This is a genomic window from Mesorhizobium sp. WSM3859 (assembly GCF_002295065.1).
Taxonomy (GTDB): domain Bacteria; phylum Pseudomonadota; class Alphaproteobacteria; order Rhizobiales; family Rhizobiaceae; genus Mesorhizobium.
Genome location: NZ_NSGG01000001.1, coordinates 647,703 through 671,711, shown reverse-complemented (window position 1 = coordinate 671,711; position 24,009 = coordinate 647,703). Strand labels below are relative to the sequence as shown.

At 63.4% G+C, this 24,009-nt stretch carries 20 protein-coding genes; 14 read left to right on the top strand and 6 right to left on the bottom strand.

What is annotated here, in order from left to right; translation table 11 throughout:
• Nucleotides 1–229: 229 nt before the first annotated feature.
• The 4 genes from CK230_RS03220 to CK230_RS03205 all read left to right on the top strand — a co-directional run bounded on the left by CK230_RS03220 (nt 230) and on the right by CK230_RS03205 (nt 6,736).
• The gene (locus CK230_RS03220) at nt 230–1,882 is read left to right on the top strand and encodes an ABC transporter substrate-binding protein (protein WP_095815718.1); all 1,653 of its coding nucleotides are present in this window, start codon (nt 230–232) and stop codon (nt 1,880–1,882) included.
• A 215-nt stretch (nt 1,883–2,097) separates the two neighbouring features.
• Nucleotides 2,098–3,132 carry an ABC transporter permease gene (locus CK230_RS03215; RefSeq protein WP_095815717.1) on the top strand — a complete coding sequence of 345 codons (1,035 nt, stop codon included), beginning with the start codon at nt 2,098–2,100 and terminating at the stop codon, nt 3,130–3,132.
• Nucleotides 3,133–3,144: 12 nt separating this feature from the next.
• Entirely contained in the window at nt 3,145–4,302 is a 1,158-nt protein-coding gene (locus CK230_RS03210; RefSeq protein ID WP_095815716.1) for an ABC transporter permease, read from the top strand.
• 100 nt (nt 4,303–4,402) lie between these two features.
• On the top strand, nt 4,403–6,736 hold the full coding sequence (locus CK230_RS03205; protein WP_095815715.1) for an ABC transporter ATP-binding protein: 2,334 nt from the start codon (nt 4,403–4,405) through the stop codon (nt 6,734–6,736).
• Between the two features lie 13 nt (nt 6,737–6,749).
• Here the strand turns inward: CK230_RS03205 and CK230_RS03200 are convergent, their stop codons facing one another.
• Entirely contained in the window at nt 6,750–7,340 is a 591-nt protein-coding gene (locus CK230_RS03200) for a transglycosylase SLT domain-containing protein (protein WP_041012174.1), read from the bottom strand.
• Between the two features lie 211 nt (nt 7,341–7,551).
• On the opposite strand from CK230_RS03200, the gene CK230_RS03195 reads away from it, so the two are divergent.
• Nucleotides 7,552–9,090, top strand: coding sequence for a trimethylamine methyltransferase family protein (locus tag CK230_RS03195; RefSeq protein WP_095815714.1), 1,539 nt, complete (start codon nt 7,552–7,554; stop codon nt 9,088–9,090).
• A 77-nt stretch (nt 9,091–9,167) separates the two neighbouring features.
• Nucleotides 9,168–11,594 (top strand): FAD-dependent oxidoreductase, encoded by a 2,427-nt coding sequence (locus CK230_RS03190; RefSeq protein WP_095815713.1) that lies wholly within the window; start codon nt 9,168–9,170, stop codon nt 11,592–11,594.
• A gap of 81 nt (nt 11,595–11,675) precedes the next feature.
• On the opposite strand, the gene CK230_RS03185 is transcribed toward CK230_RS03190, so the two are convergent.
• Complete coding sequence (locus tag CK230_RS03185) at nt 11,676–12,074, bottom strand: DoxX family protein (protein ID WP_095815712.1); 399 nt, start codon at nt 12,072–12,074, stop codon at nt 11,676–11,678.
• Nucleotides 12,075–12,271: 197 nt separating this feature from the next.
• Between CK230_RS03185 and CK230_RS03180 the strand changes: the two genes are divergently transcribed.
• The gene (locus tag CK230_RS03180; protein ID WP_095815711.1) at nt 12,272–12,760 is read left to right on the top strand and encodes a hypothetical protein; all 489 of its coding nucleotides are present in this window, start codon (nt 12,272–12,274) and stop codon (nt 12,758–12,760) included.
• Between the two features lie 82 nt (nt 12,761–12,842).
• Here CK230_RS03180 and CK230_RS03175 read toward each other — a convergent pair whose 3' ends face one another.
• A complete protein-coding gene (locus CK230_RS03175; protein ID WP_095815710.1) occupies nt 12,843–13,619 on the bottom strand; it encodes a VOC family protein in 777 nt (258 codons plus the stop codon).
• A gap of 176 nt (nt 13,620–13,795) precedes the next feature.
• Here CK230_RS03175 and CK230_RS03170 point away from each other — a divergent pair, with 176 nt between their 5' ends.
• From CK230_RS03170 to CK230_RS03150, 5 genes are all read left to right on the top strand, one after another.
• Nucleotides 13,796–14,530: a gamma-glutamylcyclotransferase gene (locus CK230_RS03170; protein WP_095815709.1), complete on the top strand. Its 735-nt coding sequence runs from the start codon at nt 13,796–13,798 to the stop codon at nt 14,528–14,530.
• A 114-nt stretch (nt 14,531–14,644) separates the two neighbouring features.
• Nucleotides 14,645–16,009 carry an NAD(P)-dependent oxidoreductase gene (locus tag CK230_RS03165; protein WP_095815708.1) on the top strand — a complete coding sequence of 455 codons (1,365 nt, stop codon included), beginning with the start codon at nt 14,645–14,647 and terminating at the stop codon, nt 16,007–16,009.
• A gap of 2 nt (nt 16,010–16,011) precedes the next feature.
• Nucleotides 16,012–17,325 carry an NAD-dependent dihydropyrimidine dehydrogenase subunit PreA gene (gene preA, locus CK230_RS03160; RefSeq protein ID WP_095815707.1) on the top strand — a complete coding sequence of 438 codons (1,314 nt, stop codon included), beginning with the start codon at nt 16,012–16,014 and terminating at the stop codon, nt 17,323–17,325.
• 351 nt (nt 17,326–17,676) lie between these two features.
• Nucleotides 17,677–18,195 carry an Rrf2 family transcriptional regulator gene (locus CK230_RS03155; protein WP_095815706.1) on the top strand — a complete coding sequence of 173 codons (519 nt, stop codon included), beginning with the start codon at nt 17,677–17,679 and terminating at the stop codon, nt 18,193–18,195.
• A 38-nt stretch (nt 18,196–18,233) separates the two neighbouring features.
• Nucleotides 18,234–18,692, top strand: a complete 459-nt coding sequence (locus tag CK230_RS03150; RefSeq protein WP_095815705.1) for a carboxymuconolactone decarboxylase family protein — start codon at nt 18,234–18,236, stop codon at nt 18,690–18,692.
• Between the two features lie 252 nt (nt 18,693–18,944).
• Here CK230_RS03150 and CK230_RS03140 read toward each other — a convergent pair whose 3' ends face one another.
• On the bottom strand, nt 18,945–19,667 hold the full coding sequence (locus tag CK230_RS03140; RefSeq protein WP_095815703.1) for an SDR family oxidoreductase: 723 nt from the start codon (nt 19,665–19,667) through the stop codon (nt 18,945–18,947).
• Entirely contained in the window at nt 19,664–20,509 is an 846-nt protein-coding gene (locus CK230_RS03135) for an SDR family oxidoreductase (RefSeq protein WP_095815702.1), read from the bottom strand. Before CK230_RS03135 ends, CK230_RS03140 begins: the two co-directional genes overlap by 4 nt.
• A 103-nt stretch (nt 20,510–20,612) precedes the next feature.
• Here CK230_RS03135 and CK230_RS03130 point away from each other — a divergent pair, with 103 nt between their 5' ends.
• Nucleotides 20,613–21,485 (top strand): helix-turn-helix transcriptional regulator, encoded by an 873-nt coding sequence (locus CK230_RS03130; protein WP_095815701.1) that lies wholly within the window; start codon nt 20,613–20,615, stop codon nt 21,483–21,485.
• A 322-nt stretch (nt 21,486–21,807) separates the two neighbouring features.
• Here CK230_RS03130 and CK230_RS03125 read toward each other — a convergent pair whose 3' ends face one another.
• Nucleotides 21,808–22,437 (bottom strand): TetR family transcriptional regulator C-terminal domain-containing protein, encoded by a 630-nt coding sequence (locus tag CK230_RS03125; protein WP_095815851.1) that lies wholly within the window; start codon nt 22,435–22,437, stop codon nt 21,808–21,810.
• Nucleotides 22,438–22,672: 235 nt separating this feature from the next.
• Here CK230_RS03125 and CK230_RS03120 point away from each other — a divergent pair, with 235 nt between their 5' ends.
• On the top strand, nt 22,673–24,001 hold the full coding sequence (locus tag CK230_RS03120; RefSeq protein WP_095815700.1) for an aspartate aminotransferase family protein: 1,329 nt from the start codon (nt 22,673–22,675) through the stop codon (nt 23,999–24,001).
• Nucleotides 24,002–24,009: the final 8 nt, after the last annotated feature.

The window sequence follows — 24,009 nt, the reverse complement described above, 5'->3', positions numbered from 1 at the left end:
CCATGGGGCCATTATCCTTGTAAAATGTATTGATTTAATCCCCCGCGCCGATTTTTTGGGAAATCCGCGTTGCGATAACAAATTTGCGTCAAGACTGTCGCTATCGCGCGAACCGGGTTGCATCCAAAGATGCACATTCCCTAACATGTTCCTAGCCCAAACCGTCTTTTGACAAGGCGGTCAGGATGCGGAATGTTAAAAGGCGGAAAGCCAACAATGGGAGCAAGTCATGGCAATCTATACAAGCAACGGTGATCGCGTTCCGGATCACATCCTAAAAATGGCCGAAGAAGCCAAGGCGGGAAAGGTGGATCGTCGCGAATTCCTGGCGCTCGCCAGCGTTTTCGGAGCGTCCACGGCGATGGCCTACGGCCTGATCGGCCTCGCCGATCCGACCCCAGCAAGGGCCGAGGACGTGCAGGGCAAGAAGGGCGGCGTCCTGAAGGTCGCACTGTGGGTCAAGGATCCGAAGGACCCGCGCAAGTCCGACTGGTCGGAGATCGCCAACGCCGAGCGTCAGGCGCTCGAGCCGCTGGTCAAATACACCACCGAATACACGTTCCGTCCCTATCTGCTCGAGAGCTGGGACGTGAACGATGACGCGACCGAGTACACGCTGCATGTACGCAAGGGCGTGACCTGGTCGAACGGCGATGCTTTCACCGCCGACGACGTCCTCTTCAATCTCAAGCGCTGGGCCGACAAGAAGGCCGAAGGCAACTCGATGCCCGGCCGCCTCGGCACGCTGGTCAAGGACGACAAGCTCGACGAGAGCGCCGTGACCAAGGTCGACGACATGACCGTCAAGCTGAAACTCGGCAAGCCGGACATCGCGCTGATCCCGAACATGTGCGACTATCCGGGCCTGATCGTCCACAAGAGCTTCGACGAGAAGGGCGGCGATTTCAAAGCCTGCCCGATCGGCACCGGCCCGTTCGAGCTCGTTTCCTACGACGTCGGCCAGAAGGTCGTCTACAAGCGCCGCGCAGACAACAAGTGGTGGGACGGCGAGGTGTTCCTCGACGGCATCGAGTTCATCGACTACGGCACCGATCCTGGCGCCATGGTCAGCGCCTTCGAGGCTGGTGAAGTGCACACCAATTTCGAGACCACGGCCGACTATGTCTCGATCCTCGACGGCATGGACCTGGTGAAATCCGAGGTGGTGACGGCTGCGACCATCGTCTGCCGCACCAATGTCAACAACAAGCCGTATGACAACCAGAAGGTTCGTCAGGCGCTGCAGCTCGGCGTCGACAACGCCGTCGTCCTGCAGCTCGGCTACGGCAATGCCGGCACGCCCGCCGAGAACCATCACGTCAGCCCGATCCATCCGGAATATTTCGAGCTGCCGAAGATCAAGCGCGACGCCGCCAAGGCCAAGGCCCTGATGGCGGAAGCCGGCCAGGCCGATTTCGAGCACGAGCTGATCACGGTCGACGAGGACTGGCACAAGAACACCGGCGACGCGGTCGCCGCCCAGCTGCGCGACGCCGGCATCAAGGTGAAGCGCACGGTGCTGCCGGGCTCGACCTTCTGGAACGACTGGACGAAGTATCCGCTGTCGATGACCAACTGGAACATGCGCCCGCTCGGCGTGCAGGTTCTGGCGATCGGCTATCGCACTGGTGAAGCCTGGAACGAGACCGCCTGGTCGAATCCCGACTGGGATACCAAGCTCAACGCCGCGCTCGCGGTCGCCGACGCGGCCAAGCGCAAGGAAATGATGAAGGACATCGAGCAGATCCTGCAGGATTCCGGCATCATCATCCAGCCGTACTGGCGCAAGCTCTACTGCCACTCGACCAAGGCGGTGCAGAACTTCAAGATGCACCCGACCTACGAGCACGACTACGGCAAGGTCTGGCTGGAACAGGCCTGATCCGAGCGAACGGACAAAGGGGCGTTTGGCCCCTTTGTCCCCTTCCTCACGTGACCCGGAACCGGAGAGCCGCTGCAAAAAAGTTGCGGACTCATCGAGCGGGGTCATGCAATAAACTGGGTTGATCGCATTCGAAGGTCTGTTTGCTGGCTTGCTCCGCATCGCGGCGGAGCCGTCCGTCATCAGGCTCCCCAACCGATCGGCAGGGGTCCGCCATGCTTTCTTTCATACTGAGACGCCTCGGCACCATGGCGCTGACGATGCTGTGCCTGACCCTGATCGTCTTCTTCCTGATCAATCTCGGTCCCAATCTGAAGAAGCTGGCAATCAGCCAGACCGAGATGCACACCTCCGCCGAACAGCTGGAAAGCTGGCTGGTCAACCATGGCTACCGCCAGAATTTCTTCGTCCGCTACGGTCAGTGGCTGGGCATCCTGCCCAAGCAACCGATCACCGATCCGGCGACCGGAAAGCCGGCGCAGCGCTTCTCTTTCTGCAACGATCCGGTCGTGCCGACCTTCTCGGGCGTCCTGCAGGGCGATTTCGGTTGCTCGACCAAGTTCAAGACGACGGTCGGCGCGAAGCTTTTCCCAGCCCTCGGCGCCACCGGATTGCTGATGTTCTGGGTGCTCGCGGTGATGGTGCCGATCTCGCTGCTGATCGGCATCCTTGCCGGCATGCGCGAGGGCTCGCGCACCGACCGCACGCTCTCCGTCGCCTCGATCGCCTCGACGGCGACGCCTGAATATGTCTCGGGCGTCATCTTCACCGTCATCTTCGCCTCGTGGCTGGGGTGGCTGAACGGCTCTGCGGCCTCGGCGAGCCAGGGCCTCACCTTCTACAATTTCACCCTGCCGGTGATCACGCTGGCTATCTACGGCATCGGCTACATCGCGCGCATGACGCGTGCCTCGATGGTGGAGGTGATGACGCAGCAATATATCCGCACTGCCCGCCTCAAGGGCCTCTCCTTCGGCAGCGTGGTCGTCAAGCATGCTCTGCGCAACGCTTTGATCGCGCCGTTTACCGTCATCATGCTGCAGTTTCCCTGGCTGCTCACCGGCGTCGTCATTGTCGAGGTGATGTTCCGCTACCAGGGGTTTGGCTACACGCTGGTCGAGGCTGCCGGCAACAACGACATCGACCTTCTGCTCGGCTGCTCGCTGGTTTCGGTGTTCATCGTCTTGATCACGCAGCTCATCTCCGATGTCGGCTACGCGTTCCTCAATCCGCGCATCAGGGTTCAATAAGGGGCAGGGCCGATGCAGACCGAGTATATCAATGCCTTCGACATCGTTGTCGGCGTGCTTTGGCGTTTCTGGCCGGTGTGGATCGCGTTGATCCTGGTGATGGGTGTCAGCTTCGCCTACAAGAAGCGGCTGGGCCTTTACGGCCAGCTCTTCGACAGCGGAGTCGGCATCGCTGGCGTCTTCATCTGCCTGTTCTGGCTGTTCACGGCGATCTTCGCCTCGACCATCTCGCCCTTCGATCCCCTGGCGCAGGTCTCGATCATGAAGGACGCGCTGCCCGGCGCGGTCGAGCCGGGGTCCAAGCTCATCTATTATTTCGGCGGCGACAAGCTGGCGCGCGACGTGTTTTCGCGCATGGTCTATGGCAGCCAGATCGTGCTGATCATCGCGCCGGCCGCCACCGGCTTCGCGCTGATGGTCGGCATCACGCTCGGCCTGCCGGCCGGTTATTACGGCGGCAGGATCGACACGCTCTTGTCCTTCCTCGCCAATCTGGTGCTGGCTTTCCCGGTGATCCTGTTGTTCTACCTCTTGGTGACACCGGGCATCATGGACACGCCCATCCCCTATGCGATGGCGGGGCTGTTCTTCCTGTTCCCGATCATCTTCTTCAGCGTCCTGTTCTGGACGCGGTTCAAGAACCGGCCGGACCGGCTCTATATCCTGCTCGGTATCACGCTTGTCCTCGGTGGCTGGATCTATGTCGGCCTGGTCTTCGACAGGGACCCGCTGCACATCGTCCACATCGATCCGAACCAGCTCAACATCTTCGTGGCGGTGGTGTTCGCCTCCAGCCCCGGCGTGTTCCGCATCGTGCGCGGGCTGACCATGGACATCAAGACGCGCGACTATGTGGCGGCGGCGCAGACGCGCGGTGAATCGCCTTGGTACATCATGCTGTGGGAGATCCTGCCCAATGCGCGCGGACCGCTGATCGTCGATGCCTGCCTGCGCATCGGCTATACGACGATCCTGCTCGGCACGCTCGGCTATTTCGGCCTGGGCCTTGCCCCGGAAAGCCCCGACTGGGGCACCGCGATCAAGGACGCCAGCCGGCTGCTGCGTTCCTTCATCCACCCGGCGCTGCCGCCGACGATCGCCCTGATGTCGTTCGTGCTGGGGCTGAACCTTTTGGCGGACTCGCTGCGCGAACAGTCGATGAAGGATTGATGACTGGGGCTGAGGCCCCACGGGGGATGATCCCGAAAAGTGGGACCCGGTTTTCGGACAGGATCATGCCCAAACGAGAAACCAAGGATTGGAGCGACCCATGAACGAGGCAGTTCGAGATCCAGCCAAGGCGACCGGTCAGCCGATCATCGAGATCGAGAACCTCTCGATCTCCTTCTTCACCCGCAAGGGCGAGATTCCGGCGGTGATGGATTTTTCCTGCACGGTGATGCCCGGCGAGGCGATGGGCATCGTCGGCGAGTCCGGCTGCGGCAAGTCGACCGTGTCGCTCGGCATCATGCGCGACCTCTCCAACATCGGGAAGATCGTCGGCGGGCGCATCAAGTTCCAGGGCCGGGACATGGGCGAGATGTCCGACGAGGAACTGCGCGCCATCCGCGGCAACAAGATCGCCATGATCTATCAGGAGCCGATGGCGAGCCTCAATCCGGCGATGAAGATCGGACAGCAGCTGATGGAAGTGCCGCTGATCCACGACAAGGTGTCGAAGGAGGAGGCCTACAACAGGGCGCTGGAGATGGTGCGCGCGGTGAAGCTGCCCGATCCCGAGCGCATGATGCGCTCCTATCCGCACCAGCTTTCCGGCGGCCAGCAGCAGCGCATCGTCATCGCCATGGCGCTGCTGTCGAAGCCGGCGCTCTTGCTGCTCGACGAGCCGACCACCGCGCTCGACGTCACCGTCGAGGCCGGCATCGTCGAGCTGGTCAAGGGCCTGGGCGAGAAGTTCGGCACCTCGATGATCTTCGTGTCGCACAATCTCGGCCTGATCCTGGAGACCTGCGACAGGATCACGGTGATGTATTCCGGCGAAGCGGTCGAGACCGGCAAGATCAAGGACGTGTTCGACCGGATGCGCCATCCCTATACGCAAGGGCTGTTCCGTTCGATCCCGCTGCCCGGCGCCGACAAGAACTCGCGGCCGCTGATCTCGATTCCTGGACAGTTGCCGCTGCCGCATGAGCGGCCGAAGGGCTGCAATTTCGGGCCGCGCTGCCACCATTTCGTCGAGGGCGTCTGCAACGCGGCGGAAATCCCGATGGTTCCGGTCGAGGGCCATGAGGGGCATTTCTCGCGCTGCGTGCGCTTCAACGAGATCGACTGGGAGGCGCTCCCGCCCGGCGCCAAGAAGGTCAATGAAAAGGTCGAGCCCGGCGCGCCGGTGCTGAAGATCCAGGACCTCAAGAAATACTACAAGGTCGGCGGCAGCGAGGTGTTCGGCTCCAGCGAAGGCCGCGTCGTCAAGGCCAACGAGACGATCTCGTTCACCGCACGCGAATCCGAGACGGTGGCGATCGTCGGCGAGTCCGGTTGCGGAAAGTCGACGCTGGCCAAGGTGCTGCTCGGCCTCGAAACCGCCAGCTCCGGCACGGTGACCTTGGCCAACAAGGAAATCCAGTCGACGGGTATCGAGAGCCGCGGCGTCGACACCGTGTCGTCGATCCAAATGGTGTTCCAGAACCCGTTCGACACGCTGAACCCAAGCCATAGCGTCGGCTCGCAGATCATCCGCACGCTGGAAAAGTTCAATGTCGGCAAGACCGTCGCCGAGCGGCGCCAGCGCATGCTGGAGCTGCTTGACCTGGTGAAGCTGCCCAGGGCGTTCGAAACCCGCAAGCCGCGCCAGCTGTCGGGTGGCCAGAAGCAGCGCATCGGCGTCGCGCGCGCCTTTGCCGGCGACGCCAAGGTGGTGGTGGCCGACGAGCCGGTCTCGGCGCTCGACGTCTCGGTGCAGGCGGCGGTGACCGAGTTGCTGATGGACATCCAGCGCAAGAACAAGACCACGATGCTGTTCATCAGCCACGATCTGTCGGTGGTGCGCTACATCGCCGACCGCGTCGTCGTCATGTATCTCGGCTATATCGTCGAGCAGGGCACGACCGACCAGATCTTCTCGCCGCCCTACCATCCCTATACCGAGGCGCTGCTGTCCGCGATCCCGATCGCCGACACCAGCGTGGTCAAGAAGCACATCGTGCTCGAAGGCGACATTCCCTCGGCGATGAACCCGCCGACCGGCTGCCCGTTCCAGACGCGCTGCGGCTACAAGAAGCTGGTGCCGGACAATCTATGCGAGACGAAGGTGCCGCCGGTGAAGAATCTCGGCGGCGGCCATACCAGCCTGTGCTGGCTTTCGGACGATGTGCTCGCCAAGATGGAGCAGGTCATCAAATTCGACAAGGAGCACGCGGCGCATGAGGGCGTGCCGGATGACGCGCCGCATGTCGCGGGGCCGGGCCTTGCCGGAACGGCGCCCAAGCGGCCGCGTGGCAAAACAGGCACCGCTGCAGCCGATGAGATCGGAGATGCCGTGGAGCAGGGCGAGGCCGGCATGCGAGCCCGCCGCCACGAAGTGCGCGACGAGGTTTCGGAAACCGGTGTTCCAAAGCCGAAGGACACGACAAGGCGGCACTAGACCAAGCGAAGGGTCAACTGCCGCATTGCCTTAGCTGCGCTGCGTAGTCGCGGGCCATCTGGTCGGTGGCGCGCGCGTAGCTTTGCACGCCGGCGTCGCCGCGATTGCCGCGGCCATAGGCGGTCCAGCCGAGATAATAGGCCAGATAGAGATTATAGGTGTCGTTACGGGCGACACCGAAGGTGTCGGCGGTCTTGGAGTGATACCAGCCGACGAAATCGATGGCGTCGGCGAAGCGCGTGCGGCGCGCCGCCCAGTTGCCTGTCTCACTTTGATATTGCGACCAGGTGCCGTCGAGCGCCTGCGAGTAGCCGGTGGCGCTCGAGACATGCGTCCACGGAATGAAGCCTAGCAGCTTTGTGCGCGGCGGACGGGCATTGCTCTTGAAGCCGGATTCCTTGCGCACCGTCGCCATCAGCACGGGGACGGGAATGCCGTATTTCTGCTCCGTCCGCTCGGCGGCGGACTGCCAGTTGTCGAACCAGCCGTCATTCTGGTCGAAGACGGCGCAGACATTGTTGATGTGGCTGGGCGCCGTCGCGCAGGCCGAAAGCGCCAGCAGCACGGAGACAGCGACAATTTTACTAAAACTCGACCTACGCATCGGGAGACGAATAGGCCGAAATCATAAAAGGAGTCTTGCCGTCTTCCTTAACGCGGGCGTGGCCGCGTGAAAAATCGATTGTTGATGTTGCGACTATTTATGTCGTTATCCTTTTCATCGGTTTCGGAAAAATGCCGCCTAGGCTAAAATCACGCCGGCAAATGGCGAATTCCTGACAGCTCGCGTGGGATGCCGGCGCTCTGATGCGCGCATGAGCGAACCAAGACGCAAGCGCGGCGCCGAGCGCACCAGCAACCGCGGGCCAGCCGCCATCCCGCAATTGCCGCGGCGGCGGGTGGAGAATCCTTACCCGCCGATGGCGCTGCTCTCGGCCGACCAGATCGAGGCCATCCACCGGGCCTCGATGCATATACTGGAGAATTTCGGCATCGAGGTGATGAGTCCTCGGGCGCTGTCGCTGTTCGAGCGCGCCGGCGCCAAGATCGACCACGGGTCGATGAATGTGCGCATCGACCGCGGCATGGTCGAAGAGGCGTTGAAATCGACGCGCAGCAGCTACACGCTTACCCCGCGCAACCCGGCTCGAGTCATCCATCTCGGCGGCAGCACGATCAACTTCACGATGGTGGCCGGGCCGCCCAATGTACACGACATGGAGCGAGGCCGTCGCGCGGGCAACATGCCCGACTATCAGGATCTTATTCGGCTGGCGCAGCACTTCAACTGCATCCACATGCTGGGCAACCAGGTCTGCGCGCCGATCGAGTTGCCGGCGAATACCAGGCACATGGACACCTATTTCGGCAATCTGACGCTGACCGACAAATGTTTCCATGTCTCGGCGATCGGCCGGGGCAGGGCGCTCGATGGCATCGAGATGATGGCGATCGCGCGCGGGCTGACGCTGGATGAGATGGCGCGGGACCCCGGCGTCACCACCATCATCTCGGTCAACTCGCCGCGCCGTTTCGACGAGATGATGGCCGAGGGGCTGATAACGATGGCCGAATACGGCCAGTCGGTGGCGGTGACGCCGTTCACGCTGATGGGCGCGATGAGCCCGGTGACGCTTGCCGGCGCGCTCGCGCAGCAGAATGCCGAGGCGCTGTTCGGCATCGTGCTGACGCAACTGGTGCGTCCCGGCGCGCCGGTGATGTATGGCGCCTTCACCTCCAATGTCGACATGAAGTCGGGCGCGCCGGCCTTCGGCACGCCGGAGAACACCAAGGCCAACATTGCGTCCGGGCAGTTGGCGCGGCGCTATAACCTACCCTACCGCACCACGCCGGGCTCGGCCTCCAATGCCGCCGATGCGCAGGGCGCCTATGAGACGATGATGGCGCTGTGGGGCGCGGTGCTCGGTCACGGCAATCTGGTCTATCATGCGGCCGGCTGGCAGGAGGGCGGGCTGACGGCTTCGTTCGAAAAGCTCATCATCGACGTCGAGATGATCCAGCACATGATGGAATTCCTGCGGCCGATCGTTGTCGACGAGGCGGAACTGGCGGTGGACGCACTGGGCGCGGTGCCGACAGGGGGCCATTTCTTCGGCGAGCCGCACACGCTGGAGCGCTACGCCACCGCTTTCTACCAGCCGATGCTCTCCAACTGGCAGAATTACGAAGCCTGGCAGGAGGCCGGCGGGCTCGACACGACTGCGCGCGCGACGCGGCTGTGGAAGAAGGCGCTGGAGGAGTATGTCGAGCCGGTCATCGATCCGGCGGTGCGCGAGGCGCTCGAGGCCTATACGGCGCGGCGCAAGGAAGCGATCGGGCAAGGCGAGCCGTGATGCTTCCCATTTTGAGTCAACGCCCTACCATCCTGAATCCGCTTAACCGTCTAACATCCTGATATTAGAGAAAACCCATGAAGTCGCATGCAAAGGTCGTGGTCATCGGCGGCGGTGTCGTCGGATGCTCGGTGCTGTTTCATCTTGCCCGCCATGGCTGGACCGATGTCGTGCTTCTGGAACGCGACGAGTTGACTTCCGGTTCGACCTGGCATGCGGCCGGCGGCATGCACACCATCAATGGCGATCCCAACGTCGCCAAGCTGCAGAAATACACGATCTCGCTCTACAAGGAGATCGAGGAGCTTTCGGGACAGGCGACCGGCGTGCATCTCACCGGCGGCGTGCTGCTGGCCGCGACCGAGGCGCGGCTCGACTGGCTGCGCGGCGTGGTGTCGAAGGGCCGCTATCTCGGCATCGATCTCGAAGTGATCTCGGCGAGGGAAGCGGCCGAACTGATGCCGCTCATCGATCCCAGCCAGTTCGTCGGCGCGGTGCGCAACAAGGAGGACGGCCATCTCGATCCGTCGGGGGTGACGCACGCCTATGCCAAGGCCGCTCGGAAACTGGGCGCCGAGGTCGAGCGCTTCACCAAGGTCGAGGACATCGTGCGCCGCCCCGACGGGCTGTGGCGCGTCATCACCAACAAGGGCGATGTCATTGCCGAGCATGTCGTCAATGCCGGCGGGCTGTGGGCGCGCGAGGTCGGCCGCATGGTCGGGCTCGAGCTGCCGGTGCTGGCGATGGAGCACATGTACCTCATCACCGAGGACATGCCGGAGGTCGCCGACTGGAACAAGAAGACCGGCACCGAGATCATCCACGCAGTCGACTTCGATGGCGAGCTCTATCTGCGCCAGGAGCGCGGCGGCATGCTGATGGGCACCTATGAGAAGGCGAACAAGGTCTGGTCCGAATTCCAGACGCCGTGGAATTTCGGCCATGAATTGCTGGAGCCGGACATAGATCGCATAGCGCCGTCGCTGGAAGTCGGCTTCCGCCATTTCCCGGCCTTCCAGAAGACCGGCATCAAGCAGATCATCAACGGTCCCTTCACCTTCGCGCCGGACGGCAATCCGCTGGTCGGCCCCGTGCGCGGACTGCCGGGCTTCTGGGTCGCCTGCGGCGTCATGGCCGGCTTCAGCCAGGGCGGCGGCGTCGGCCTCGCGCTCTCCAACTGGATGATCGAGGGCGATCCGGGCGCCGACATCTGGGCGATGGACGTGGCGCGCTATGGCGACTGGGCGACGATGGCCTATACCAACGCCAAGGTGCGCGAGAATTATTCGCGGCGTTTTTCGATCCGCTTCCCGAACGAGGAACTGCCGGCCGGGCGACCGCTAAAGACGACGCCTCTCTATGACACGCTTAGCGCCAGGGGCGCGCAATGGGGTGTGTCCTACGGGCTCGAAGTGCCGCTCTGGTATGCGCCGGAAGGCGTCACCGACGAGTTTTCCTGGCGGCGTTCGACCGACTTCGACCATGTCGGCAGGGAAGTCGCGGCGGTGCGCAACGGCGTCGGCCTGTCTGAAATCTCGAACTTCGCCAAATACAAGGTGACGGGCGAGGGCGCTGCGGCCTGGCTTGACCGCATCTTCGCCTGCAAGCTGCCCAAGCGCGGCCGCATGACGCTGGCGCCGATGCTCAAGGATGACGGCAGACTGATTGGCGATTTCACTTTAGCCAATATCGACGACCGCGAGTGGTTCATTGCCGGCTCAGGCATCGCCGAGCAATATCACATGCGCTGGTTCGAGGCGCATCCGCCCAAGGATGGCTCGGTGCGGATCGAGGCGCTGGGACAGAAGCTCACCGGCCTTGCGATTGCCGGGCCAAAGGCAAGGGAGGTACTCGGCAAAGTTACCCGCGCCGATGTTTCCAACGCGGCGTTCCCGTTCATGGCGGTTACGAGAATGGATATCGGCATGGCGCCGTGCCTTGTCGGCCGCGTCAGCTATACCGGCGACCTCGGCTATGAAATCTGGGTAGCGCCGGAATATCAGCGCGCCGCCTACCAGGCGCTGGTCACCGCGGGCGAGGAATTCGGCATCGGCCTGTTCGGCTCGCGCGCGCTGAACGCGCTGAGGCTGGAAAAGAATTACGGCTCATGGGCGCGCGAATACCGGCCGATCTACGGGCCGGTCGAGGCCGGGCTCGACCGTTTCGTCGCCTATGGCAAGGACGCCGATTTCATCGGCAAGGAGACAGCGCTTGCCGAGCGCAAGCAAGGCGGCAAGCTTCGGCTGCGCAGCTTCATCGTAGAGGCCACCGATGCCGATGTGATCGGCGACGAGGCGATCTGGCATGACGGCGTCGTGCGAGGCTGGGTCACGTCGGGTGGTTACGCGCACAATTCGAAGAAATCGGTCGCCATGGGCTATGTGCCGAAGGAGATCGCCGACAGAGCGGACGGGTTCGAGATCGAGATCCTCGGCAAGCGCCACGCGGCGCGCATCCAGACGGCGCCGCTGTTCGACGCAAATTTCGAGCGGATGCGCGGCTAGAGCAATTCCAGGAAAAGTGCGAAGCGGTTTTCCGTCCGGAATTGCGTCAAAACAAAAAGCCTCCTGGCGCGCATCCTGCCATCAGGCCTTGGCGTTCTCGCGATTATCCAGCGCGAAGGCGCCCGAACCGGCAAAGAACAAATAGAGGAAGACGAAGCAGAACAGGATGGCCGCGTCGCCGCCATTGTTGGCCGGGAAGAAGTCGCGCGGGAAATGCGCCATGAAATAGGCGATGGCCATTTCGCCTGCGAGAAGGAAGGCGACCGGGCGGGTGAAGAGGCCAAGCGCCAAAAGGATGCCGCCGGAGAATTCGAGAATGCCGGCCGCCGTCGTCAATCCGGTGAGGGCATGCGGCTCGGCGCTGGCCGGGAAGTTGAACAGTTTCTGCGAGCCATGTTCGATGAACTGCAGAGCGGTCATGATGCGCAATATGCCCAGCGCCTGCGGCCGGTATTGAGCAAGGCTTTCGAAAAGCTTCATCTAAACTCCAATTTTACCCCCTGTCCGGCCATAAATTATCGCCCGGCAGCGGACCACTCACTTCCCATGGCCCGCCATCAACAATCAGTGAGTGGAAACGGTTTCAATCCCCGATATTTCTTCTCGCCATGGTTGCAAATCTATCCTTATGGTTGTATCTCTGCGTGATGCGTCGAACCCAAGCGAGTCCCTTCATCATGAGAAAAGTCATCATCGGCCTCATCGCAATCTTTGCTGGCACCAGCTTCGCCATGGCCGCCGATACCGGCTGCGATGCCTTCAAATGGCCGGTCGAGCGCGAGCAGGCGCTGTTTCCGGAGGCGCCCGCAGCCCAATCGGGCGCCACGCTGACGGTCGGGGAAGCGGTGGATCTCACGCTCGCGGCGGTCGATACGGTCCCCTTTGAGGTGCCGCCGCAGCATGCGCCGGCAGCCGGCACCTTCGGCGCGACGGCAAATGTGACCGTGCCGCCGGAAGGCGATCTGCAGCTCAGCCTGTCCGATGAGGCCTGGGTCGATGTCGTGCAGGATGGCAAGACGGTCAAATCGGCGGCGTTCAGCGGCGTGAAGACCTGTCCGGGCATCCGCAAGAGCGTGCGCTTCAAGCTCGCGGGCGGCGCCGCGATCATCCAGGTCAGCGGCGCGAAAAAGGCCGATCTGAAGCTGGCGGTGCTGACGCCGGAGTGACGCAAATGGATAACGCTGGCGGGACAGCGCCCCCCTCTGTCCTGCCGGACATCTCCCCCACAAGGGGGGAGATTGGCAGCTTCTACCGAACCGCCGCCAACAGGGCGAAATGCGCGCCTTGCGGGTCTTGGCACTGGATGATCCACTGGCCGCTCGGCACGTCCATCGGTCCCATGATGACCTTGCCGCCATTGTCGGTGACGCGCTTGGCGGCGGCATCGATGGCGTCGACGTTGAAATAGAACTGCCAGACGGGAACCGGAATCTGCGGCGGCTTGTTCATCATGCCGCCGCCGGATTCCGGGCCGGCGCCGAAGGTTTTGTAGATACCCATCTCGCCCATGTCGAACTCGCCGGCGCTCTCCCAGCCGAACTGGCTGGAATAGAAATCGAAGGCTGCCTTCCAGTCCGAGGTGTAGAGCTCATGCCAGCCGACATGGCCGAGCGTGGTCGCCGGCACCGGCGGCTGGTCGGGCTGATTGGGCTGCAAGAACATGAAGGCGGCACCCTGCGGGTCGGCAACGACCGCGAAGCGGCCGACGCCCGGAATGTCGTCCGGCGCGCGGTGCACCGCACCGCCGGCATTCTTGAGCGCCTGCGTCGAGGCGTCGACATCCTTGGTGTGGATGTAGCCCATCCAGGTTGGCGGCATGCCCATCTTGGCGGGTTCTTCCGGCATAGTCATCAGCCCGCCGACGCCGCGCACGGCTGAGTTCACGACGATGTAGCGGGGCATGCCGGGCGCCTTGTCGAAGGGCTCGGCCTTCCAGCCGACCACGGCCGTGTAGAAAGCCTCGGCGGCGTCGAGGTCGGTGGTCATCAGTTCGTACCAGAAGAAAGGTTGCGGGGATTTCGGCATGGTCGGTCTCCTCACCGGTTCAGGCAGCGATCGCGGTTCGATCCATCCTAGGACGATCCTGGCGACAGAAATCCGACATCTGGGCCGAAAATCCTGGTCGGCAAGGCGCTCCGTCCCCTGATCTTGCGTAGCCAGCGCTTTTCGACTTTGCTGCGGTCAAAGAGGGGCTTGTTTCCATGCGCCAGATGTCGCTCACGCCCGAGCTTGTCGCGCTTTGCCATCGCGAGGAGATCGATCCCGGTCCAAGCGGAGAGTGGACGCAGCTCAGCGACGACGATTTCGGCGCGCTCGCCAAACGTCTTGCCGGCGAAGCCGACGCGGGACCGCTCTGGGTTTTCGCCTATGGCTCGCTGATCTGGAAACCGGCTTTCGAGTCCGTCGAGCGGCAGCGCGCCTCGGCGCATGGCTGGCATCGCTCCTTCTGTCTCGACATGGTCCGCTGGCGAGGCAGCGCCGCGCAGCCGGGGCTGATGATGGCTCTGGAACGCGGCGGGCGTTGCGAGGGTGTCATCTATCGCCTGCCGGACGGCGAAAAGCCGGCCCAGATCGAGAGGCTGCTGCGACGCGAGATCGACGACCACGAGAGCGTCGCTTCGGTCAGATGGGTTCCGGTGCGGACGGCGCAAGGTTGGGTGCGGCCGCTGGGCTTCTGGGTCGGCGTGACAGGCAGGGGGACGTCTGTCGGGCAGCCGCTGGAGAAGGTGGCCTGGGTGCTGGCGCGCGCGTGCGGTCATGTCGGCTCCGGCGCCGAATATCTCTACAACACCGTCAGCCACCTTGAGACCTTCGGCATCCATGACCGCAATCTGTGGCGGCTGCAGGAGCTGGTGGCGGACGAGATACGGTCGATCCACGGCCACAGGGTCGCAAGCCACGACATTGCAGAGGTTACCGAGGTGGCCATAACATGACTTCATTTGTCATGTTTTTACTCAACCATTTCAGCGGCTTGGCCGAAAATTGACCAATTGATAAAAAAATAAAACGTGCTAGCCTTCCCCAAAACGACAACAAGGGGAACTGGAATGGCGACTGGTCATTTCATCGAAGGCATTGCCGGCGGCCGGCTGTCTTCCGAGCAATATGCCGACAATTTTTCCGACCTGCACCCGCCGCTCGACCACCATGAGGCGCTGGTCGAATCCGATCGCTGCTATTTCTGCTATGACGCGCCGTGCATGAATGCGTGTCCGACCTCGATCGACATCCCGCTGTTCATTCGGCAGATCGCCACCGGCAATGCGCTGGGCTCGGCCAAGACCATTTTCGACCAGAACATCCTTGGCGGCATGTGCGCCCGCGTCTGCCCGACCGAGACGCTGTGCGAAGAGGTCTGTGTGCGCGAGGTGGCCGAAGGCAAGCCGGTGCAGATCGGCCGGCTGCAGCGCTATGCCACCGATGTGGCGATGAGCGAGGGCAAGCAGTTCTACAAGCGCGCCGAAGCGACGGGCAAGAGCATTGCCGTGGTCGGCGCCGGGCCAGCCGGACTGGCTGCGGCGCATCGCCTTGCCCGTCATGGCCATGATGTGACGATCCTGGAGGCGCGGCCGAAGGCCGGCGGCCTCAACGAGTATGGCATCGCCGCCTATAAGAGCGTCGACGATTTCGCCCAGGCCGAGGTCGACTATGTCACCGCGATCGGCGGCATCGACATCCAGAACGGCAAGGCGCTCGGCCGCGACTTCCAGCTGGCCGACCTGATGCGCAACTACGATGCGGTCTTCCTCGGTCTCGGCCTCAGCGGGGTCAATGCATTGCGCGCCGACGGCGAGGACGCCGACGGTGTCGCTAATGCGGTGGAGTTCATCGCCGAGCTTCGCCAGGCAAGCGACCTCTCCAGCCTGCCGGTCGGCCGGCGCGTCGTCGTTATCGGCGGCGGCATGACGGCGATCGATGCAGCGGTGCAGTCGAAATTGCTCGGCGCGGAGGAGGTGACGATCTGCTACCGCCGAGGCCAGGAGCACATGAACGCATCCGGCTTCGAGCAGGATCTGGCCGCCGCCAACGGCGTCACCATCCGCCACTGGCTGCAGCCGAAGCGCGTCATTGCCGAGAACGGCAAGGTGTCGGCGATCGAGCTCGAATACACCGCGATGAGCGGCGACAAGCTCGCCGGCACCGGCGAAAGGCTCACGCTCGTCGCCGACCAGGTGTTCAAGGCGATCGGCCAGAGTTTTGTGCCGGCGCATCTCAACGGCAGCGCGGAGGCGATCGAGCTCGAAGGCGGCCGCATCAAGGTCGATGCCGAGGGCCGCACCTCGCTGGCGAAAGTCTGGGCGGGCGGTGATTGCATCTTCGGCGGCGACGATTTGACTGTCTCGGCGGTGGCGCAAGGGCGCGACGCCGCCGAGAGCATCCACCGGGCACTGACCTCTAACGGGAGGGCATGAGCATGGCAGACATCCGCAACAATTTCATCGGCATCAAGTCGCCCAATCCGTTCTGGTTGGCCTCGGCGCCGCCGACCGACAAGGCCTATAATGTCGAGCGCGCCTTCAAGGCGGGCTGGGGCGGCGTGGTGTGGAAGACGCTCGGCGAAGAAGGCCCGCCGGTCGTCAACGTCAACGGTCCGCGCTACGGCGCGATCTGGGGCGCCGACCGCCGGCTGCTTGGCCTGAACAACATCGAGTTGATCACCGACCGCGACCTGCAGACCAACCTGCGCGAGATGAAGCAGGTGAAGATGAATTGGCCGGACCGGGCGCTGATCGCCTCGATCATGGTGCCCTGCGTCGAGGAAAGCTGGAAGGCGATCCTGCCGCTGGTCGAGGAGACCGGCGCCGACGGCATCGAGCTCAATTTCGGCTGCCCGCACGGCATGAGCGAGCGCGGCATGGGCTCGGCGGTCGGCCAGGTGCCGGAATATATCGAGATGGTCGTGCGCTGGTGCAAACAGTACACCCGCATGCCCGTCATCACCAAGCTGACGCCAAACATCACCGACATCCGCAAGCCCGCGCGGGCGGCGCATGCCGGCGGCACGGACGCGGTGTCGCTGATCAACACCATCAACTCGATCACCGGCGTCGATCTCGACTCCTTTGCGCCGCAGCCGACCATCGACGGCAAGGGCTCGCATGGCGGCTATTGCGGTCCGGCGGTGAAGCCGATCGCCATGAACATGGTGGCCGAGATCGCGCGCGATCCCGAAACCCGCGGCCTGCCGATCTCGGGCATCGGCGGCATCACCACCTGGCGGGACGCTGCCGAATTCATGGCGCTCGGCGCCGGGAATGTGCAGGTCTGCACGGCGGCGATGACCTACGGTTTCAAGATCGTGCAGGAGATGATCGCGGGGCTGGAAAACTGGATGGACGAGAAGGGCCACGCCTCGCTCTCCGACATCATCGGCCGCGCCACGCCCAACGTTACCGATTGGCAGTATCTCAACCTCAACTATGTCGCCAAGGCGCATATCGACCAGGACGCCTGCATCAAATGTGGCCGCTGCCACATCGCCTGCGAGGACACCTCGCACCAGGCGATCACCAATATGGTCAATGGGGCCAGACATTTCGAGGTGATCGAGGCCGAGTGCGTCGGCTGCAATCTTTGCGTCAATGTCTGCCCGGTCGAGGGCTGCATCACCATGGAACCGCTGGCCGCCGGCGTCGTGGACCAGCGCACCGGCAAGCCGGTGTCGCCGATCTACGCCAACTGGACGACGCACCCCAACAATCCGATGGCCAAGGTGGCTGCGGAGTAGGGTTGCCTTCGCAGGATTTAGGTTCCTCGCCCCACGAGAGTGGGGAGAGGTGGCCCGGCGAAGCCGGGACGGAGAGGGGCCGGCGCGGCTGCTGGACACCGCCGAGGCCCTTGATTGCTTTTTTCCCTGCGCCTCGTCCTTGACCGGTTTTGGCTTCGCAGAGGGCGTCCCCCTCTCCGTCCCGGCTTCGCCGGGCCACCTCTCCCCCGCTTCGCGGGGTGCGAGGAACCCAGGTCCTGCGAAGCGTCGTCCTCTCACATTGTCTCGATGAATTGGCGGGCAATTTTCATTTTGCTATTGCAGATAAAAATTATCCACGATAAAAGATATCCATGAATTGGAGATCGTAGGATGAAACTGGGCGATGGCGTTGAGGCGGCCATCCACTGCGCGGCGACGCTGGCCAGCGTGGATGGCAACAGCACCATGCCTGGCGCGGCGCTTGCGGAGTGTTTCGGGCTGTCGCCGAGCTATCTGTTGAAGCATCTCAATCAGCTCACGGCGGCGCGGATTCTTGAATCGGTGCCGGGACCGGCGGGCGGCTATCGGCTGGCGCGAGCGGCGGAACGCATCACGCTGCTCGATATTGTGTTGGCCGTAGAGGGGCGTGAGCCTGCTTTCCGTTGCGGCGAGATCCGCCAGCGCGGCCCGGTCAAGATCGACGCCTCGGCCTATGTCAAACCCTGCGGCATCAATGCGGCAATGCTCAGGGCGGAACGCGCCTATCGGGCGGCGCTCGCCGAAGTAAAGCTGTCCGACATCGTGGCGGAGTACGCGGCCGAAGGCGATCCGCGATCCTATGCCGCGAGTTGCGCCTTCGTCGAGCGCCACCAGCGGCCGCAGAAATCCGCTTCATCCAAACGGATCTAAACCCCTAACCCCGCTCAAAAAAACTGGAAGGAAAGATCATGAAACAGAGATTGCAGTTCTTCGCCAAGGCGCCCGAGATCATGAAGGCGGTGTCGGCGCTCAACAAGGCCGTCGACGAATGCGGGCTGGAAGTGAGCTTGCTGCATCTGATCAAGCTCAGGGCCTCGCAGATCAATGGTTGCTCCTATTGCGTCGAGATGCACAGCCGCGAGGCCAGGCGCGACGGCGAGACTGAGACGCGGCTCTATCTCGTCGCCGCCTGGAATGAATCGCCGCTGTTTTCCGAGCGTGAGCGCGCCGCCTTGGCGTGGACCGAAGCCGTGACGCTGATCGCCGACAGTGGCGTATCGGAGGAGCTCTACGCCAGCACGCTTCAGCATTTCTCGGAAGAGGAACTGGTCAAGCTCTCGGTCGCGCTCGGCATGATCAACACCTGGAACCGGCTTTGCATTCCCTTCCACGCCATTCATCCGGTCGAGAAGGCGAAGGCTGCCTGAGCGAACGGGGCGGCGCGAGGGCGTTTCAGTTGTCGGCGAGCTATTTTCTAATGTTGGCGCTGCCCCTCATTGCCCTGCCGGGCATTTCTCCCCGTGAACGTGGAGAAAGGGCTGGTCGCGGCGCCGCGCCCTTCTTGCAAGCTTGGAGATTGGCGAAATCGCTGACGCGAATCCCTTCTCCCCGTTTACGGGAGAAGATGGCGGCAGCCAGATGAGGGGCAGCGCTGACGTCGGATTTTCGCCCACTACCACTCACGCCGCAAACCGCAGGCCGCCGTCGCAGGTCAGTACCTGGCCGGTCATGAAGCCGTTGGAAACCAGGAAAGCTATCGCTTCGGCGACATCCTCGGCGCGGCCGATGCGGCCGACCGGCGTCTTGCCGGCATATTCGGCAAACACCGCCTGCCGCTGCTGATCGGGAAGAAAATCCCACCAGGGCGTGTCGATGACGCCGGGCGCCACGACGTTGACGCGCAGCGGCTTCAGCTCCACCGCCAGGATCGGCGCGACGGTCAGGAGCATGCCGTTGATGGCGCCGATGCCGGCGACGCCGGGTGCTGCGATCTGCGCTGAGACGGCCGAGATGAAAGTGACGGATCCGGCCTTGTTCAAGGTCGGCAGGGCCGCCTGCAGGCAGGACAATTGCGGCCGGATCTTCTCGTCGACACCGCTGCCTATATCGGCGAGGTCGAGCGTCGCGAACGGCCCCAGCCCCTTACCGCCGCTGGCGGCGAGAACCAGGTGATCGAACGGCCCGAGGCGCTCGAAGAACAGCCGGACTTCATCCGGCTTGGTGGCGTCGAACGCTGCCTTGTCGGCTGAGCCGTCGAGGCTTTTCCACGCAGCCTTAAGTTTTTCCTCGTTGCGGCCGGTGATCGTGACTTTCATGCCGGGGCCGACCAGCCGCCTGGCCGTTGCGAGCCCAATGCCGGATGAGCCGCCGATGATGACGCAATGTTCGATGGTGTCGCTCATGAGTGCTGTTTCCTGGATGCTGGTGATGGGTGACCGATCAGTTCGAGGCTCAGCGTCCGCAATCGGCGACGAGCCTTTTCGTCATAGGCCTGGGCATCGGCGCGCGATTCACGCTGGCCGTCGAAATAGCGGCCGCTGCGCCCTTCGAGCGCCGGTGATGTCGCCAGGTTGAGGATAGCGTCGGCGCCGGTTTCGACCGAGCTCCATGGCGTGACGCCGGCCTGCCTGACCATCGTGGTGTCCATGTAGCTGGCCGGGTGCAAGGCGTTGACGCTGACGCCGGTGCCGTCGAGCTGCTCCGCCAGATCGATGGTGAACAGGATTTGCGCCAGCTTGCTCTGGCAGTAGGCGCGCACGCCGCTATAGCCATGCGTCAGCATGACATCGTCGAAGTCGATCGCTTGCTGGCCGGCCGACGCGACATTGACGATGCGCGCCGGCGCGCTTGCCTTGAGCAAAGGCAGAAGCTCGGAGGTCAGCAGGAAGCCTGCGAGATAGTTGACGGCGAAGCGCAGCTCGTAGCCGTCGGCGCTGACCTGCCGCTTGGCGCCTTGGCCGCCGGTGCCGACTCCGGCATTGTTGATCAGGATGTCGAGCCGGTCTGTCCTGGCGCGCACCGCTTCGGCGAGGCGGCGTACTTCGGCAAGCGAAGCGAGGTCGGCGGCGAGGAATTCCGCCTTGCCGCCCTTGGCCCCGATCGCGGCGACCGTCGCCTTGCCGCGGCCTTCGTCGCGGCCATGCACCAGCACGCGGGCGCCGGCGGCGCCGAGCCTTTCGGCGACCACACGGCCGACGCCATCGGTCGAGCCGGTGACGAGAATGGTTTTGTCCTTGAGTTCCATGTCCAGAGCCTCCTTGCGCTGCTCTGAACGGAAAGATGGGACACGGCGCGCGTCTCAAACAGTTCAAACTTTATCCTGGTATCAATACTGCTATAATAAGCGCATGGATGTCGCGACCCATTCTCCCGAAGATCACCGCCGGCGCGAGCTTGGCGCCTTCCTGCGTTCGCGCCGCGAGAGGCTTTCGCCCGATGCCGCCGGCATCGCTTGCGGCGCGCGGCGGCGCACGCCGGGCTTAAGGCGCGAGGAAGTGGCGATGATCGCCGGCGTCGGCACGACCTGGTACACCTGGCTGGAGCAGGGCAGGGACGTGCGGCCCTCGGTCGAGGTGCTGTCGGCGCTCTGCCAGGCGCTGCGGCTCGACGACGCCGAGCAGCGGCATTTGTTCACGCTGGCCGGCCGCCAGCAGCCGGAGCGGCGGCGCATCGTGCAGACAAAGGTCGAGGGACCCCTGCTGCACATGCTGCAGAGCCTGGTGCTGCAGCCCGCCTATGTCGTCGGCCCGCGCTGGGACGTGCTGGCCTGGAACGACGCGGCCGTCGCCGTCTTCGGCGACTACGGCCAGCTAGAGGGCGATGCCCGCAACATCATCCACGGGGTGTTCACCGATCCGCATCGGCGGCATCTGCTGGTCGACTGGGAGCAAGTAGCCCGTGCAACGCTCGCCGCGTTCCGCGCCGAGAGCGCGAAATACACCGGCGATCCTGATTTCGAGCGGCTGATCGCGCTGATGATGCGCTCGAGCCCCGAATTCCGCGAATGGTGGCCGCAGCGCGATGTCGTGCACCGGCTTTCCGGGCTGAAGCATCTGCGCCATCCGATCGCCGGCGCGATGACGTTCGAGCATATGAGCCTGTCGATCGACGACGGCTCGGATATGAGGCTGATCGTCTATACGCCGCTGGCGGAGCAGAATTCGGTTGCCAAGCTGAAGAAGCTGCTCGAGGGGCTGCCGACCGAGCGGCGCAGCGCGTGAGGTCGATCGCTGCCAGGCGGAGCCGTCCGAGAAAGGCAGCGGCAAGCCCATCACTTCGTCATCCACGGGCGGAGCAAGGAGCGTAGCGACGCAGCGCAGACCCGAGGATCCATTCCGTGACTTCAATGCGCTTCTGCGGTGCAGAATTCTGCGCCGCAGCGCCCTTCGATCAAGGTAACGGAATGGATCCTCGGGTCTCCGCGTCCGCTTCGCTCCCGCTCCGCCCGTGGATGACGAAGTGATAGGCGCCTCGGCCAGTCTCCAAGGTTGGCAACAACCAGATGACGAGCGGGGTCGCACCCGCTAAGCCATCTTGTCGACGCTATCCCTTCGGCTTCAACCCATCCAGAAACAGCTGCTCGAGGAACCTTGCCGCGTCCTCGAAGCGGCCGTCGCCGCCGCGGTCGGCGCCGAGCACGGCGCGCACCTGGACGTCGAAATCGGCATAGTGCTGCGTCGTCGCCCAGATCGAGAAGATCAGATGCCAGGGATCGGTGCGGGCGATCTTGCCGGCGCGCATCCAGCCCTTGATGACGGCGGCTTTCTCGTCGACCAGGGTCTTCAGCTCGCCCTCCAGCATCGGCTTGATGCGGGGCGCGCCCTGCAGGATCTCATTGGCGAAGAGCCGGCTTTCGCGCGGGAAGTCGCGCGCCATCTCCAGCTTCCTGCGGATATAGCTTCTTAGCTCCGTCAGCGGGTCGCCGATGTCGTCCAGCTCGCGCAAAGGCGCCAGCCAGGTGTCGAGCAGGCGCTGCATCAACGTCTCGTGAATGTCTTCCTTGCGGCGGAAGTAATAGAGAAGGTTCGGCTTCGACATGCCGGCGGCTTCGGCGATCTGGTCGATGGTCGAGCCGCGAAAGCCGTTTGCGGAGAAGACTTCGAGCGCGGCTTCGAGGATCACTTCGCGCTTTTCCTGCTGGATGCGGGTGCGGCGGGGAGCGGAGCCTTCCATCGTGTCCGTCATCCTTGCGGCCCGCCGCGCTGGCCATCTGGACCAATTGTCTGGACCAGTTTTTCCTTGGGCTGTGGAGCGCGCTTTTTATGCCGCATTTCCGCTAGTAATCCCCTGACCGCCGACTGGCGGCGCTAACGTTTGTCCAACCGGTCAAAAATTTGCGTAGCACGAAAACGCAGCAAAGACCAAGCGTTGGCCGCACCGAAACAGGTTACAAGGGGAAGTCTTGGCTATGTCCAACCGGCTGAAAGTCACGCCGAACGATCTCAGCGCATTCTGGATGCCGTTCACGGCAAACCGTCAGTTCAAGCAGGCGCCACGCATGTTCGTGTCCGCCAAGGACATGCACTACACGACCAGCGACGGCCGCAAGGTGCTCGACGGCACGGCCGGCCTGTGGTGCGTCAACGCCGGCCATTGCCGGCCGAAGATCACCGAGGCGATCCAGAACCAGGCGGCCGAACTGGATTACGCGCCGGCCTTCCAGATGGGCCACCCGATCGTGTTCGAGTTGGCGAACCGCCTGGTCGATATCGCGCCCAAGGGCATGGACCATGTCTTCTTCACCAATTCCGGATCGGAATCGGTGGAGACCGCGCTCAAGATGGCGATCGCCTATCACCGCGTGAAAGGCGAAGGCTCGCGCACCCGGCTGATCGGCCGCGAGCGCGGCTATCACGGCGTCAATTTCGGCGGCATCTCGGTCGGCGGCATCGTCACCAACCGCAAGATGTTTGGCACGCTGCTCGGCGGCGTCGACCACCTGCCGCACACGCATCTGCCCGAGAAGAACGCCTTCTCGAAGGGCGTGCCGGAACATGGCGCGGAACTCGCCAACGAGCTCGAGCGTCTCGTCACGCTGCATGACGCCTCGACCATCGCGGCCGTCATCGTCGAGCCGGTCGCCGGCTCCACCGGCGTCATCCTGCCGCCGAAGGGCTATCTGCAAAAACTTCGGGAAATCTGCACGAAGCACGGCATATTGTTGATTTTCGATGAAGTGATCACCGGCTTCGGCCGCCTCGGCGCGCCTTTCGCGGCGGACTATTTCGGTGTCACGCCGGATATCATGACCACCGCCAAGGGCGTCTCCAACGGCGTCATCCCGATGGGCGCGGTGTTCGTCAAGAAGGAGATCCACGACGCCTTCATGACCGGCCCCGAGCACATGATCGAGTTCTTCCACGGCTACACCTATTCGGGCAATCCGATCGCCTGCGCCGCGGCGCTCGGCACTCTGGACACCTACAAGGAAGAGGGCCTGTTGACGCGCGGCGAGGAACTGGCGCCGTACTGGGAAGACGCGCTGCATTCGCTCAAGGGCGAGCCGCATGTCATCGACATCCGCAACATCGGCCTGATTGGCGCGATCGAGCTGGCGCCGATCGCCGGCAGCCCGACCAAGCGGGCGTTCTCGGCCTTCGTCAAGGCCTTCGAGCGCGGCGCGCTTATCCGCACCACCGGCGACATCATCGCGCTGTCGCCGCCGCTGATCATCACCAAGGGCCAGATCAACGAGCTGATCGACCATGTGCGCGATGTTCTGAGGTCGATCGACTGATTGGCCGG